Here is a 14,615-nt window from a genome sequence, read left to right as displayed (position 1 = left end):
CCTTCTTTCAAACGCTCGTCCGCCCTGCTGGTCCGTCAGGCCCCGACCCGCGGCAGGAAGCGGTCGATCAACGGCAGCCGGTCGCCCATCAGGCGCAGCGCCCCGAACAGCCCCCCGGCCAGCGCCAGCAGCAGCGCCGTCAGGCCGAGCCCCGTGCCGCGGCGCGGGCCACGGCTCTTGACCGTCGGGATCGCAACCACCGGCTGCACGCCCAGCACCCGCTCCATCTGCGCGGCGCTGCGCAGCGCCGGATTCATCATTTCCGCACCGAAGGCCGTGATCAGACCGGCAATCAGGCTCGCCACGGCGCCCGCGGCGACCAGCTTGCGGCGGCTCTGCGAGGCCGAGACCTCGGGCACCAGCGCCGTCTCGAGCACCTCGAAGCGGTCCGACTGCTGCCGGTCCTCGAGCATCTGGCCCATCTCGGCATCGGCCTTGCGGCGGGTGATGACGCTGTACTGGTCCTGCAACTGGGTGCGCTCGCGCTCCAGCCCGCTGAGCTCGCGCTCGACCTCGGGGGCGCGGCGGATGGTGTCTTCGATGCCGTCGATACGCATCGCGATAAGCTGCTTCTGCTCCTGCAGCAGCGCAAGCTGCCGGGTCTGCACATCCTCGCGCTGACGTGCCGAGTTCGCCTGCATCGCGACGATGTCACGATCGAGCTGCAGCTTGTTGTCCTCGAGCGTGCCGAGCTGGTCGCGCATGGCGGTCAGCCCCGAGGGCAGCGCTTCGGAATTCTGCTTCTTGAACTCGGCGATGCGGGCATCCATCGCCTCGATCTCGGTCTCCACCCGCGCCTCCTCGGCCTCGAAGAAGGCGAGGGCATCGCGGGCCCGCGTCTCGCTGCGGCTGCGCGACAAGTCGATCACCGAATGCATCAGCTCGTTGGCCACATCGGCGGCCTTCTGCGGATCATCGAGCAGCACGGTGATCATCAGCCCCGAGGGCGCGTTCTGCGGCATGTAGACGTTGGGGTTCGCGCGGATTTCCTGGATCGAGGCCGACTCGCGCATCTGCGACACGCGCTGGTTCATCGGCATCTCGGGATCGTCCATGAAGAGCTGATACTCCTGCATGATCCGCATCAGGTTGTCGCGCGACATGATCCGCTGCTCGATGAGCTGCACCCGGCGCGACGCGGTGTCCGCCGCGCTGGAGGTGCTGGTCGGGTTCGGTGCGACCTGCGCGTCCTCGATCTGCAGCACCGCCGTCGCCTCGTAGAGCTTGGGCTGGTTCAGCGCGAAGAACACGGAGATCGCCGTGCCGACCAGAAAGATCAGGGCAATCAGGCCAAGACGGCGGCGCACGGCAAGGAGCACCTCGGAAAACGACTGGAACTGGTTCACAACAACACTCCCGCAAAGGCCCCCAATGCGACCGGAAAGCGGCGCGACCACCCCGGCCCACCCGGGCCGGAGCAGAACACGGTCACGCCGTTTTCTTGCCTGAATTTAACAAGCGTGCCCCGTTTGTGCCATGTTTATAGAGCGCATATGGGGAAACACTTCGTGTCCCGATCGCGAACCAAGGCCACAATTGAGACGCATTTTGGGGTATTTAGATACTCTTACCGTGCGGTAAGGCGCAGATCGACAGAATTAGGCCAAAGTCCGCCCTCTGGACCATCGGGAATCGCGCCCCCCAGCCGAGCCCCATTTCCGCCACCATTCGCATTTCGGGCGCGGGCAAATACGATTCGATCGCCTCGAATCCGAAGAGCGCCGCGGTGAGCGGGTACTGCGCCTTGTAGGCCGCCTCCTTGGCGCTGAAGATCCGCACCCCGGCGCTGGCGAAGGGAAGAGGCGAGAGCCGGGCAAGTTCGGCCAGGCTGGCGATCGAGGGGATCAGCTCGGAGCGCATCGGCCGGTCGACCTCCAGATCGATGCCCAGCCCGCGCCAGTCCTCCGCCCGGGCCGCCATGGCCAGGCAAAGCCCCTCGGTGTGGGTGATGCTCGCAACGACGCCCTCGGGCCAGACCGGGGCGCGGTCCGCCCCCTTGGGAATGGCACCGTCCGGCAGGCCGAGCTGGCGCAGCGCCGCCCGCGCCGCCCGCCGCCCGCCGGCAAACTCCGCCTGCCGTTTCGGCACGGCCCGGGCGATGCTCTCGCGTTCCTCGGGGAAAAGCTCCGACAGATCGTCCACCGGCCCCGAGACCTCCCAGACCACCCCCTCGGGCAAGTCGGCGCGGCCCAGCAGCTCGCGGAGATCTTCGGGCCGCGCCATTTCAGGCGCTACGCCGGGCGCGCATCTCGCGCCGCCGGGCCATGAGATCGGCGCGCATCTGCGCGCGCGGGTTCAACGGCGGTGCGGGTTCGGCTTCGGCGGGCCCGGGCTCGGGCTTGGGCGCAGGCGGCGCCACCGTCGCGCTCCGTTTCGGCGCGGCCCCCTTGTTCGGAGTCGCCTGCGCGCCACCGGAAAGCGCCGCGACCCGCCCCGCCAGATCCGCCAGCACCGGGAAGCGGAAGATGTCGGTGATCGACAGCCCCTTCGCGCCAAGCTCGTCGCGGATCGCCCGGTGCGCCTGCACCGCGAGCAGCGAATGCCCGCCCAGCTCGAAGAAATTGTCCCGCCCCGAAATGCCCTGCACCCCCAGCACGGTCGACCAGATCTCGGCGATCTGCGCCCGGACCCGGCTGCCGTCGACCTCGGAGGCGGCTGCCACCGGGCCGACAGGCACGGCGGGTTCAGCGGCGAGCGGGCGAGCGGCTGGGGCCCTAGCGGCAGGCGGCGTAGAGGCGCGTGCATCTGCGGGCGACGGGGCCTCGGGTTTCACCACCGCGCGGCGCGCGACGGGTGCGGGCAGCGCCTTGCGGTCGACCTTCTTGTTCGGCGTCAGCGGGAAGGCATCCAGCCGCACGAAATGCGCCGGAACCATGAAAGATGGCAGCCTCTGGCTCATCTCCTTGCGCAGCCCGGATTCGTGCACCTCCGCCGCCGCGGTGTAATAGCCCACCAGCCGCAGATCGCCCGGCGTGTCCTCGCGCGCCACCACCACGGCCTGCGCAATCCCCGGCTGCGCCTCCAGGACAGCCTCGATCTCGCCCAGTTCGATGCGGTAGCCGCGCAGCTTCACCTGGTGATCGACCCGGCCGATAAAGTCGATCCGGCCATCCATGCGCCGCCGCACCAGATCGCCGGTGCGGTACATGCGACCCGGGTGGAAGGGGTTCGGCACGAAACGTTCCTCGGTCAGCTCTTCGCGCCCCCAGTAGCCGCGGGTCACCCCCTCGCCGCCGATCCAGAGCTCGCCGGGCACGCCCACGCCCACCGGCTGCTGCGCCGTGTCCAGCACGTAGAGCTGCTGGTTCGCCAGCGGCAGGCCGATGTTCACCACGCCTTCGGCGGCGCGCGCATCCTCGGTCGAGGACCAGATCGTCGTCTCGGTGGGCCCGTACATATTGGTCACGGCGGCGTCGGTGATCCGCCCGAACTCCTCGACCAGCGCACCGGGCAGCGGCTCGCCGCCAAGGAACAGGTGATCCACCTTCGACAGGGCAAAGCGCGCCTCGTCGTTCATCGCGATCATCCGCGCCATCGAGGGCGTGCACTGCATGTGCGTCACCCCGTGGCGCAGGATCTGCGCGGCGATCGAGAAGTCATCCGCCGCCAGTTCCGGCGCCACGTTGGCGCGCTTCACCACCTCGGCCAGCGGCTTCAGCCCCTCGAGCACCGTGTCCACGGGGATGCCGTAGTCGATCAGGCAGGCAATCTCGCCCACGCCGATGCGCTTGAGCTGCTCGGTCCGCTCCAGCGCATCCTCGACCGTGCCGAAGAGCCCGCTTTCGTTGAAATAGCGCTCGAAGGCGAAGTCTAGGATCGCCTCGAGGTCGTCGGGATCGAGGATGTCGAGGTCCAGATCGAAGGCGTTGTTCACCCCCTTCGGCCGTTTGAACGCCGGGAAGGCCCAGGCGTATTGCTTGATCAGCGCGGCGGCCGAGCGCAGATACTCGCGCATCGGGCCACGGGCGGTCTCGCGCGCCGCCTCGCAGGTCTCGGCGACGAAGCTGTGCAGCATCAGCGTGACGGTGAAATCCTTGGGATCGCGCCCGGCCTCGCGCAGCGTTGCATGGTAGAGCCGGATCATCTCGGCGACGTCATCGACGCTCTGGCCCAGAAGGTGCGTCAGCACGTTGCAGCCATGGGTGCCCGCGTCCTTCCAGGTTTGCGGGTTGCCCGCGACCGTGAGCCAGAGCGGCAACTCCTTTGACACCGGGCGCGGCTGGGTCACCACGTCGAACATCGCCCCGTCCCTGCGCGGGAAACCCACGGGCCGCCCGGCCCACAAATCCCGAATTTGGGAAATATTCTCGATCACTGCCTTCTTGTTGTCCGGCGGCGTATTTTCGGGGCGCAGCACGAAGTCATCCGGCTGCCAGCCCGAGGCCAGCGCCAGCCCGGCGCGGCCGTTGGTGAGGTTGTCGATCACCGCCCATTCCTCGGCGATCCGCGCCGGGTGGTGCAGCGGCGAAACCACAGAACCAGAGCGTACCGCCAAATTCTCGGTCACCGCCGCCACCGCGGCCCCGGTCACCGAGGGGTTCGGATAGGGCCCGCCGAAGGCATGGAAATGCCGCTCAGGCGTCCAGACGGCGCAGAACCCGTGTGTGTCGCCGAACTTCGCGCCCTCGAGCAGCAGCCGGTACTTGTCGCGCCCGACGCCGTCGTCATTGCCCCAGTAGTAGAGCGAGAAGTCCATGCGCTGGTCCGACAGCGGCATCGGCCCTTTCGAGATCAGCGCCCGGTCCTCGTCCGAGGTGAGCACCACCTTGAAGCCGCGCGCCAGCGTGTAGAACAGCTCGAGCACCGAGATGTCGAAACTGAGCGAGGTCACCGCCAGCCATGTTCCCGGGGGCTCATGCGGGACGACCGCATCCATGCCGGTAAAGAAGTTCACCACGTTGCGCTGCTCGACCATCACCCCCTTGGGCGTGCCCGTCGAGCCGCTGGTGTAGATCAGATAGGCGATGTCACCGGGCGCGCTGGTCGCCTCGGGGCGCGTGGCCGGGGCCTGCGCCAGCCGCGGATCGGCGTCGAGCAGCAGGAGCTGCGCGCCGTGCTCGGGCAAAGTCTCTGCCAAAGCCGCCTGCGTCACGATCACCGGTGCACCGCTGTCGGCGATGTAGTGCTGCAGCCGGTCCGCCGGGTAGGCCGGATCGAGCGGCAGGTAGGCCCCGCCCGCCTTCAGGATGCCGAGCGCACCGACCATCAGGTCGACCGAGCGGCGGGTGCAGAGCCCGACGACCACGCCCGGCCCGACGCCCATGCCCTGCAGCACGTTCGCCGTGCGGTTGGCGCGGGCATCGAGGTCGGCGTAGCTCAGGCTCTGCCCCTCGAAGACCAGCGCCACGGCGTCCGGTGTCTTCGCCACCTGTGCCCCGAAGGCCGCCTGCGGGGTCAGGCTGCGGTCATGGTCCACCCCGGTTGCGTTCCACAGGTCGATGACCATGGCACGCTCGGCCTCGGGCAGGATCGGCAGGGCGCGGATCTCGGTCTCGCCGGTGAGATGCGCCGCGATCAGCTCCAGCCGGGCGGCGATCAGCTCGGCCTGCGCGGCGGCGATGCGGCCGGTGTCGGCGTGCAGCAGAGTGCCCTGCGCGGTCTGCTCGACGGTCAGCACGGCGCCGGGGATCGGCCCGGCGGCAAGGCTCAGCCCCAGATGCGGCACCTGCGGCGCGGCGCTCAGTTCGGGCGCGCGGGCGGGCAGGTCGGTGGCAAAGCCGCGGCGCGTGCGCGCCTCGGTGACCGCCTCGGCCATGCGCGCCTGCAGGGCCGCGGCATCCCCCTCGGCCTCGGCGCGCAGCGGCACCCAGGGCATGAGGATCCCGCTCTTGGCGAGCCCGCTCAGCGCCAGATCGGCAAGCGCGATATCGCAGGCGCCGTGCTCATCGTGCCGCGCGGCGAAGGCGGCGACCACCGAGGCAAGATCGGCCTCGCCCAGCGAGAGCGCGCGTGTGGTGATCTCGCCGGTTTCCCGACCGAGACCCGGCATCTCGAAGGGGCGGAGCCCGGCCAGACGGGCACGCCAGCCGGCTTCGTGCGGGGCGACAGCGCGGATCGCGCTGTCGATCCGGGCGCGCTCGTCCGGTTCCAGCAGATCCAGCGCCCCGCCGGGCTTGCCGACCTGCGCCACCAGCGCGGGCGCACCGCAGGGATGGGCGAAATGCGCCAGCCGCAGGGCACCGCTGCCACAGGCCACGGTGAGATGATCGTCGGTGGCCTCGAGGATTTCCCCCGGCGTGCCGCGGCCCTCGATGCCCCGCGCCTCGCCCACCAGCCAGATTTGGCCATTCGCACGGACCTTGGCGGCCGAGAGCGGGTTGGCATAGCCGCCGTGATCCAGCGCCCGCACCAGCCGGGCGAGATCGGTGGCGGGCTTGGTGAAATCGAGCAGCCCATGCCCCGAGGGCCTGTCCGCCAGCGCGTGATAGCTGCGTTGCGAAAGATCCTGCGGCAGGCGCCTCAGCCCGGAGGACAGCTGTTCGATGACATCGTCGAAACTCTCGATCGCGGCCTCGAAAGCCTTGGCGTTGAGCGTCAGCGCCGTGTCGCTGGCGGTGATGTCGAAGCCGCGGGTCACGAGGATATCGCCCTCGTCGATGCCGCCCTCGATCATGTGCCAGGTGATGCCGTGGCGGGTCTCGCCCTCGATCAGCGCCCAGACCGGCGCGTTCAGCCCGGCATGGCGCGGCAGCGGCCCGTCGTGGAAGTTCACCGCGCCCTTGGCGGGCAGCGCCAAGACATCCTTGGGAATAATTCCCAGATTAGAGATCGACAGCAGGTAGTCGAAATCCTTTGGCAGGCGCGCGGCCAAATCGGAACCGGGTGCAATGACAGGAATTCCCTGATCCATCGCCCATGTACCGATATCGGGATTTTGGGTCACCACCGCCGCGATGTCATGCCCCGCGGCGCGCAGTTTTTCCGAGCATTGCACCAGCAGCGACTCGTTGCCGGCGACGACAGAGCTGAACTTGGCCATCACACTCACTCCACTTTCGCCTCGGCGCCGCCTGTCCCCGCGGGGACGGCGCGGCCCGGCGCGGGCCGGAACAGGGCGCGGAGGTCATGGGATATCAGGTCGCGCAGGAAATGCGCGGGATCGGCGGCGGGCTTGCGCTGGATCACCCGGCGCAGCCGCCAGAGCAGCCCGCCGCAGACATGGGACAGCGTCGCCAGCGCCGCGTAGCCCCGCCCGCGGGTCTTTGAAAAATAATGCCAGCGGCTGTCGAGCCAGAAGCCGGGAATGCGGGTCCAGCGCTTCATCCCGGTGGAGACCGAGCCGATGTGCATCACCTCGCTGCCGCGCACGTAGTGGGTCTGATACCCGGCACCGGCGGCGCGGTGGCAAAGCTCGGTTTCCTCGAAGTAGAGGAAGAAGGTCTCGTCGAAGAGGCCGATCTCTTCGAGCACCTCCCGCCGCATCATCAACGAGGCCCCCGCCAGCCAGTCGACGGGCTGCGTCCCCGCGGGGACGGGCATCGGCACGGCCCGGGTCTTCAGCAACCGCGAGACCGGGCCGAAACGGATGGCCCCCTCGAATTCCGAGGCGAGCGAGGGGAAGCGGAAGGCGGTCATATGCGCCGCGCCGTTTTCGCCGTGGAGATAGCTGCCGGCAAGGCCCGCCTCGGGGTGGGCTTCGAGGTGCTCGACCAGCGCGCGGATTGCGCCCGGCGCGGGGAAGGCGTCGGAGTTCAGCAGGTAGACGTAATCGGGGCGGCTGCCGTCCGACAGGCCCGCGCGGATGCCGATGTTGTTGCCCGCGCCGAATCCGCCATTGTGGTCCGAGCCGATCAGCCGGACCGGCGCGCCCTGCGCCCAGGGCGCCTCGGCGAGCGCGGCCTTCATGGTCTCGTAAGACCCGTCACCGCTGGCATTGTCGACGATGACCAGCTCCGCTTCGAGGCCCTTCATGGCGCGCAGCGCGGCCCGCGCCGAGCGCAGGGTCATCTCCGCGGTACGGTAGTTGAGCGATATGACGAGCACGCGCGGCATCGGTCTACTCCGCCGCCTCGGCCCGGTAGGGCATCGGCGCGGGGCCCCGGTCACGCGCCTCGGCCTCGGCGATTGCCTGCCGCATCAGCGCCGCCAGCACCCGCACGTTGGGCTCGAGCACCATGGAATCGTGATCGCCGGGCACCTCCTGCACCTCGACGCCGGGCACGTATTGGCCCCAGTCGTTGTCGGCCAGCACGTAGGCGCGTTCCGAGTTCACCATGCGGCCACCGCCGACCTGCCACGTGCCGACCAAAGGCGGACGGTAGAGCACCAGCCGCCCGTCCCAGGGCCGCACGCGGTACTGCGCCACAGCCCGAAGGAAGGCGGCCTCGATCTCGGCGTTATGGAAGGCATGCTCGGCGCCGGTGGCCTCGCCGGCACGGCGCTTGGCGATTTCCCAGCGCAGCCGGTTGCGGGCCCAGATCAGCGGGTAGAGGGGGCCTTTTGCCTTGGCCTCTTGCCACTGGATGCGCAGCCGGTCACCGCGCTCCAGCGGGCGGCGCGTGGGCAGCGGCGTGTCGAGCAGCACGCAGAGCGCGACCTGCTCGCCCATCGCCTCGAGCTGGCGGGCGATCTCGTAGGCGGTGATGCCACCCCCCGAGAAGCCGCCGACCATGTAGGGGCCCTCAGGCTGCACCTGCCGCATCTCGGCGATGTAGTCGGCGGCGGCGTCCTCTATGGAGGCATGCGGCGCCTCGCCTCCATAGAGCCCCTTCGCCTGCAGCCCGTAGAAGGGCCGGTCGGCGCCCAGCAGATGTGCCAGATGGCGCAGGTTGAGCACGTTGCCGAACATCCCCGCCACGAGGAAGAACGGCCGGCGCGGCCCGCCCTCGCCGTCGTGCATCGGCACGAGGTGGGTGAAGCGGCGCTCGGGGATGCTGGGCGTTGCGCGCTCGGCGTCTCCCGTGTGGCCGGTGCGCTCGGCGATGAGTGCGGCGCAGCGGCGGATCGTCGGCGCCTCGAAAAGCACCGAGATCGGGAAGTCGACGCGGAACGCCTTGCGCACCATGGCAAAGAGCCGCACGGCGATCAGGCTGTGCCCGCCGAGGTCGAAGAAACTGTCCTCGGCCCCCACGCTCTGCACGCCCAGCAGCTCTTGCCAGAAACCCGCCAGGGTGCGCTCGATCTCGCCCTCGGGGGCGACGAAGTCGCTGTCGAGCTGCGGGCGCTCGAAGCTCTGCCCTTCGGGGGTCTCGGCGGAAGACTCGGCGCTCTGCCGGGTGAGCTGGTCGAGATCCACGGGCGAGACCACCACCTGCGGCAGGCCGAGCTGCAGCGCCCGGGCAAAGGCCTCGACGCCCTCTTCGGGCAGGATGCCCTGCGACAGGCTGTGGGCGAGCCGTTCCTCGGCCGGCGAGAGCGGCGGCGCGGCGCCATCCTCTTCGGTCTCCAGCTCGGCGGCGGTGAGGCGCGGCGCGGCCTGCAATTGCTCCGGCGTGTCGAGACGGCGGAGCGTGAAGCCGTTGATCTCCACCAGCACGCGGCCATCGGGCGCGCAGAGCGTGACGTCGAAACTCGCGGTCTCGCTGTCGGCCCGGTTGTCCGCGGCGTTGCGGACCCAGCTCACGATGCGATCCGGCAGCGGCGCGTGAACGCGGACGCGGGCGTAGGAGACCGGGACCCAGAGATGGGTCGGCTGCCAGCCCGCGATCAGCTCCATCGCCCAGCCGGTGGCAATGTCGAGCAGCGCCGGGTGCAGCAGGCAGCCGTCCTGCGCCGCCTCGGGCGGCAGCGAGAGATCGGCGATCCCCTCGCCCTGCCCCAGCGCCGCGGTGTCGAGCACCTTCCAGCGCGGGCCGAAGGCCAGTTGCTGCTCCTGCGCGGCGGCGAGCTTTCCACCCCGCGGCGCGCGCGCGGGGGCGGCGCAGCGGGCGCGCAGCGCTGTCAGGTCCAGCGGTGCAGGGCGCGGCAGCGGCGCGAGCGACAGCGTGGCCTGCGCGGTGAGAGCGAACCCGTGGCGACCGTTCAGCGTGGCGTCGGCCAGCGCCTCGAAGCCATAGCCCTCGTCCCTGCGGGTGAGGCGCAGGCGAAGGTCGCGGGGACGCTCGTCGGCCACCCGCAGCGGACGCAGGAAGGTGAGGTCGCGGATCTCGAAAGCCCGGTCTTCGTGCTGCGCCTTTAGCGCGTGGGCGGCGAGGGTCAGATAGCCGGTGCCGGGCAGCAGCGCGTCGCCGGCGCGGGTGCGGTGCTCGTCGATGATCCAGTCGCCGGTCGAGAGCGTGCTGGTGAAGAGCCGGTTGCCGAGCCGGTCGAAAGTGGCATCGCCGAGCAGCGGAAGGCCGGTGGGCGCCACCGGCGGCGCGGGCAGATCGCCGCTGCGGGCCGCGACGGCCTCGGCGGCCATGCCGACCTCGTTCCAGATGCCCCAGTTGATCGCCGTGACCCGCGTCTGCCCGCCCGCGCGGGACCGGGCGAAGGCGTTGAGGTATTCGTTGGCGGCGACGTAATCCACCTGCCCCGCCGGGGCGGTGACGGTGGACGACGACGAGAACAGCGCGATCCAGTCGGTGGACCCGTCGGGGAAGACCTCGCCCAGCACCTGCGTGCCGTGGAGCTTCGGGGTGAATACATCCTCGACCGCGGCGGGGGTCTTGGTGAGCAGCGGCGCGTCGTCGATCACCCCGGCGCCGTGGATCACCCCGGTGATGCGACCGAAGCGCGCCTCGGCTTCGTCCCGCGCGGCCTGAAGCTGGGCGCGGTTGCAGACGTCGGCGGCGATCACCATGACCTCGGCCCCGGCCTCCTCTAGCGCCTGTACCGCGCGGATGCGGCGGGCGATGGCGTCCTGCGGCGCGTGGCGGGCGAGGTAGCCGGGCCACGCCCCGCGCGCGGGCAGGGCGCGGCGGGCAACGAGGATCAGCTTGGCGCCGTGCTTGGCAAAGGCCATACCGAGCGTCAGGCCGATGCCGCCGAAGCCGCCGGTGAGCAGGTAGGTCCCCTGCCCCGGCTGCGGCGCGCCCTCGGGCAGCGGCACGGGGGCCATGGCGCATTCGAAGCGGCGACCATGTCGCAGGGCGGCGGTCGCCTCCCCGGGCGCGGCCAGCAGGTCCTCGAGCACGAGGTCGGTGAGCCGGGCAAACTCCTCATCGCGCGCGGCCTCGGCCTTGCGGCGGGTAAAGAGGGTGCCGGCGGCGGGCTCGGGCAGCACAAGGTCGAGCGTTTCGACACGAACACCGGGCAATTCGCGCGGGATGACCCGGGCGGGACCGGCGATCGTGGCCTTCGACGGATGCGTTGTAGGCTCGCCCTGCACCTGCGCCGCGCCGGTGGTCACCACGGTCATCTGCAGCGGGCGCGGCAGGTTTTCCTCGGCCATGGCCTGCGCCAGGAAGAGCAGCGCGTAGAAACCCTGCTCCTGCACGCGGTGGAAGAAGCTCGAGCCCGGGCGGTGCCCCTCGCCCTCGGTGACCAGCCAGAAATGCGCGATGCGGGTCGGCACGTGGCCGCGCAGGGCGAGGTCCTGCAGCAGCAGATCATAGCCCTCGCGGCCGCGTTCGGGCGGCAGGATGTAGGCGCTGTCCGACAGGCGGGTGAAGGCATCGCCGGGGCGCACCTCGATCACCGCGTGCCCGGCCGCGGCGAGCCGCGCGGCGCAGCGGGCGGCGAGCCCGGCCTCGTCCATGAACATCAGCCAGACCTGCGGCTCGGTCTCCGAGAGCGCCTCGGTCACGTCCAGCGCGGCCTCGGCGGCGCGCGCGCGCCAGACCGGCTTCCAGCCCCAGGCGCTCAGGTCATCGTTGCGCACCAGGTGTTTCGGCGCGCTCTCGACCTGCTTGCCCGGTTCGATGAAATAGGGCGCGCGCTGGAAGGCGTAGGTGGGCAGCACGACGCGGTTGCGACGAGCCCCGCCCCAGACCTGTGCCCAGTCGATCTCGGCGCCGAGCGCCCAGAGACGGCCCAGCACCTCGAACATGTAGCGGTCGTCGGCGATCTTCTCTTCGGAGTGGCGCAGCGAGCTCAGAACCTGCTGGCCCGGCACCACGGGGTGCTGGCGGGCCAGCGAGGAGAGCGCCTTGCCCGGCCCGACCTCGAGAAAAATCCGGCTCTGTTGCTGGGCAATCGTTGCCATGCAGTCGGCGAAATGGACGGTGCCGCGCAGGTGTTCCACCCAGTAGTCGGGGCTGGTCGCCTGTTCGTCGGTCAACCAGGTGCCGGTGCGGTTCGAGGTCAGCGGCAGGCGCGGCGGGCTGAGGTCGATGGAGCGCAGGTAGGCGCGGAACTGCGCGAGGATCGGCTCGAGCATGCGGCTGTGAGCCGCGATGTCGATGGCGATGCGCTGGCAGTCGATGCCGTCCGAAATCAGTCTCTGTTCAAGGGCGTTCAGCGCCTCCGCCGGTCCCGAGGCCACCGAAAGCCCGGGCGCGTTGACCGCGCCGAGATCGAGGTCTTCGCCGAGGTGCTCCCGTAGTGTCTCGGCGGGCAGGCTAACCGAGAGCATGCCGCCCGCGGGCACCGTGTCGAAGAGCCGCCCGCGAAGGTGCACGAGGCCGATGCAATCCTCATAGCTCATCACACCCGCGAGACAGGCGGCGGCGTTCTCGCCCATGGAATGACCCGCGAGCGCGGCGGGCTCGATGCCCCAGCTCATCCAGAGCTTCGCCAGCGCCACCTCGGTCATCAGGATCAGCGGCAACTGCAGGGAAGGCCGTTTCAGAGCCTCCTCGGCAGCGGGTTTCGCCTCGGGCGTGGGAAGCCAAAGCGCGCGAATGTCCTCGTCGGTGATCTCGTCCAGAGCGGTCAGCCCGCGGTCCATCCAGTCGGCGAAAACAGGCTCTGTTTCGTAGAGATCACGCGCCATCCCGGCATATTGCGCGCCACCGCCGGGGAAGAGGAAAGCGACGTCGGGCCGGTCGAGCGCGCTGTGGGTGTGCACCCGGCGGAGGGTGTCTTCCTCCAGCAGGCGCGCGGCTTCCTCATGGCTTCCGGCGACCACCACGCGGCGCTTTTCAAAGGCGCGGCGGCCCTCCTTCAGGGTGAAGGCGACATCGGCCAGCGGCTGCTCGGGATGCGCGCGCAGGTGCGCGGCGAGGCGCTGCGCGTTCGCGTCGAGCGCAGCCTTGTTGCGGCCCGAGAGGGTGAGGATCTGGAACGGCCAGTCGCTCTGTTCCGAAGCCGGGCGCGGCGGCGCCTCCTGCAGCACCACATGGGCGTTGGTGCCGCCGACCCCGAGCGAGTTCACCCCGGCGCGGCGCGGATGATCGCCGCGTGTCCAGGGAGTCAGGGCGTCGTTCACCACGAAAGGGGAGTGCTCGAAGGCAATGGCGGGGTTGGGTTTCTCGTAACCCAGCGAGGGCGGCATCTGCCCGTGGTGCAGCGCCAGCGAGGTCTTGATCAGGCTCGCCACCCCGGCGGCGGTGTCGAGATGGCCGATATTGGTCTTCACCGAGCCGATGCGGCAATGGCCCGTATCAGAGCCGCTTTGCGCGAAGGCCTGGGTCAGCGCCGCGACCTCGATGGGATCGCCGAGATAGGTGCCGGTGCCGTGACATTCGACGTAGTCGATGCTGTCCGAGCCGACGCCCGCCACGGCCTGCGCCTCGGCGATGGCCTGCGCCTGGCCGTCAACCGAAGGCGCGAGATAGCCCGCCTTGCCCGCGCCGTCGTTGTTGATCGCCGAGCCCTTGATGACCGCCCAGATGTGATCGCCATCGGCCACGGCATCCTTCAGGCGGCGCAGCACCACGACCCCGGCGCCGGAGCCGAAGACCGTGCCCTGTGCGCGGTGGTCGAAGGCATGGCATTCGCCATCGGGCGAGAGGATCTCATTCTCGCGGTAGAGGTAGCCGCGGGTCTGCGGCAGCTCGATGGTCACCCCGCCCGCCAGCGCCATGTCGCATTCGCCGTTCAGCAGCGCCTGCACCGCGAGATGGGTGGCGACGAGCGACGTGGAACAGGCGGTCTGCACGTTGACCGACGGGCCGTGCAGGTCGAGCACGTAGCTCAGACGGGTGGTCAGGAAGTCCTTGTCGTTGCCGGTATGGCGCAGCAGGAACAGGCCGGTGCTGTCGACCAGATCGGGGTTCGAGCAGAGGTTGACGTAGAAATAGCTGCCCATGCCGACACCGCCGAACACGCCGACCGCGCCGTCAAAGCTTTCGGGCACGTGGCCGGCGGTCTCGAGCGCCTCCCAGGCGGTCTCGAGGAACTGCCGGTGCTGCGGGTCCATGATCGCCGCGTCCTTGGGGGCGAAGCCGAAGAACTCGGCATCGAACATCTCGAAGCCGTCCAGCGGCGCGCCGAAGGGCACGTAGTCGCGGTGGCGCAGCAGGCCCGGGTCTTCGCCGGCGGCGCGCAGCTCGTCCTCGGTGAAGCGGCGGATGGCGCGGCGGCCCTCGCGCAGGTTCTCCCAGTAGGTGGCGATATCGGCAGCCCCGGGCAGATGCGCGGCCATGCCGACGATGGCGATGTCCGTCTCGGCGATGTCCCGTTGACTGTCCAAGAAACCTTCCTCACTCGCACAACCCCGCGACCCCATGCTCCGTAAATAGAGATTACGGAGAAAATTGGGCACAAACCTCGCATGACGCGCGGTCGCGGGAAACAAAGCAGGACAGGTCCCGGCACTGTCCGCCGCAGAGAGCGTATCAGCTAGGGCGCCGGCTGTCTCGGGCCGGTCCTGT

Annotated in this window: 5 protein-coding genes; all 5 read right to left on the bottom strand. The window is 69.8% G+C overall.

What is annotated here, in order from left to right:
* Nucleotides 1–35: 35 nt before the first annotated feature.
* The 5 genes from LC039_RS10805 to LC039_RS10785 all read right to left on the bottom strand — a co-directional run bounded on the left by LC039_RS10805 (nucleotide 36) and on the right by LC039_RS10785 (nucleotide 14,470).
* Nucleotides 36–1,346: a GumC family protein gene (locus LC039_RS10805; protein ID WP_226624016.1), complete on the bottom strand. Its 1,311-nt coding sequence runs from the start codon at nucleotides 1,344–1,346 to the stop codon at nucleotides 36–38.
* A gap of 211 nt (nucleotides 1,347–1,557) precedes the next feature.
* The gene (locus LC039_RS10800; RefSeq protein ID WP_226624015.1) at nucleotides 1,558–2,223 is read right to left on the bottom strand and encodes a 4'-phosphopantetheinyl transferase family protein; all 666 of its coding nucleotides are present in this window, start codon (nucleotides 2,221–2,223) and stop codon (nucleotides 1,558–1,560) included.
* Between the two features lies 1 nt (nucleotide 2,224).
* Entirely contained in the window at nucleotides 2,225–6,979 is a 4,755-nt protein-coding gene (locus tag LC039_RS10795) for a MupA/Atu3671 family FMN-dependent luciferase-like monooxygenase (RefSeq protein ID WP_226624014.1), read from the bottom strand.
* A 5-nt stretch (nucleotides 6,980–6,984) separates the two neighbouring features.
* The gene (locus tag LC039_RS10790; RefSeq protein WP_226624013.1) at nucleotides 6,985–7,992 is read right to left on the bottom strand and encodes a glycosyltransferase family 2 protein; all 1,008 of its coding nucleotides are present in this window, start codon (nucleotides 7,990–7,992) and stop codon (nucleotides 6,985–6,987) included.
* A 4-nt stretch (nucleotides 7,993–7,996) separates the two neighbouring features.
* Nucleotides 7,997–14,470, bottom strand: a complete 6,474-nt coding sequence (locus tag LC039_RS10785) for a type I polyketide synthase (RefSeq protein WP_413463830.1) — start codon at nucleotides 14,468–14,470, stop codon at nucleotides 7,997–7,999.
* Nucleotides 14,471–14,615 lie beyond the last annotated feature (145 nt).

Source organism: Alloyangia pacifica, assembly GCF_020524285.1.
Taxonomy (GTDB): Bacteria; Pseudomonadota; Alphaproteobacteria; order Rhodobacterales; family Rhodobacteraceae; genus Salipiger; species Salipiger pacificus_B.
The sequence above is the reverse complement of the archived record's forward strand: the minus strand, read 5'-3'. Positions and strand labels throughout refer to the sequence as shown.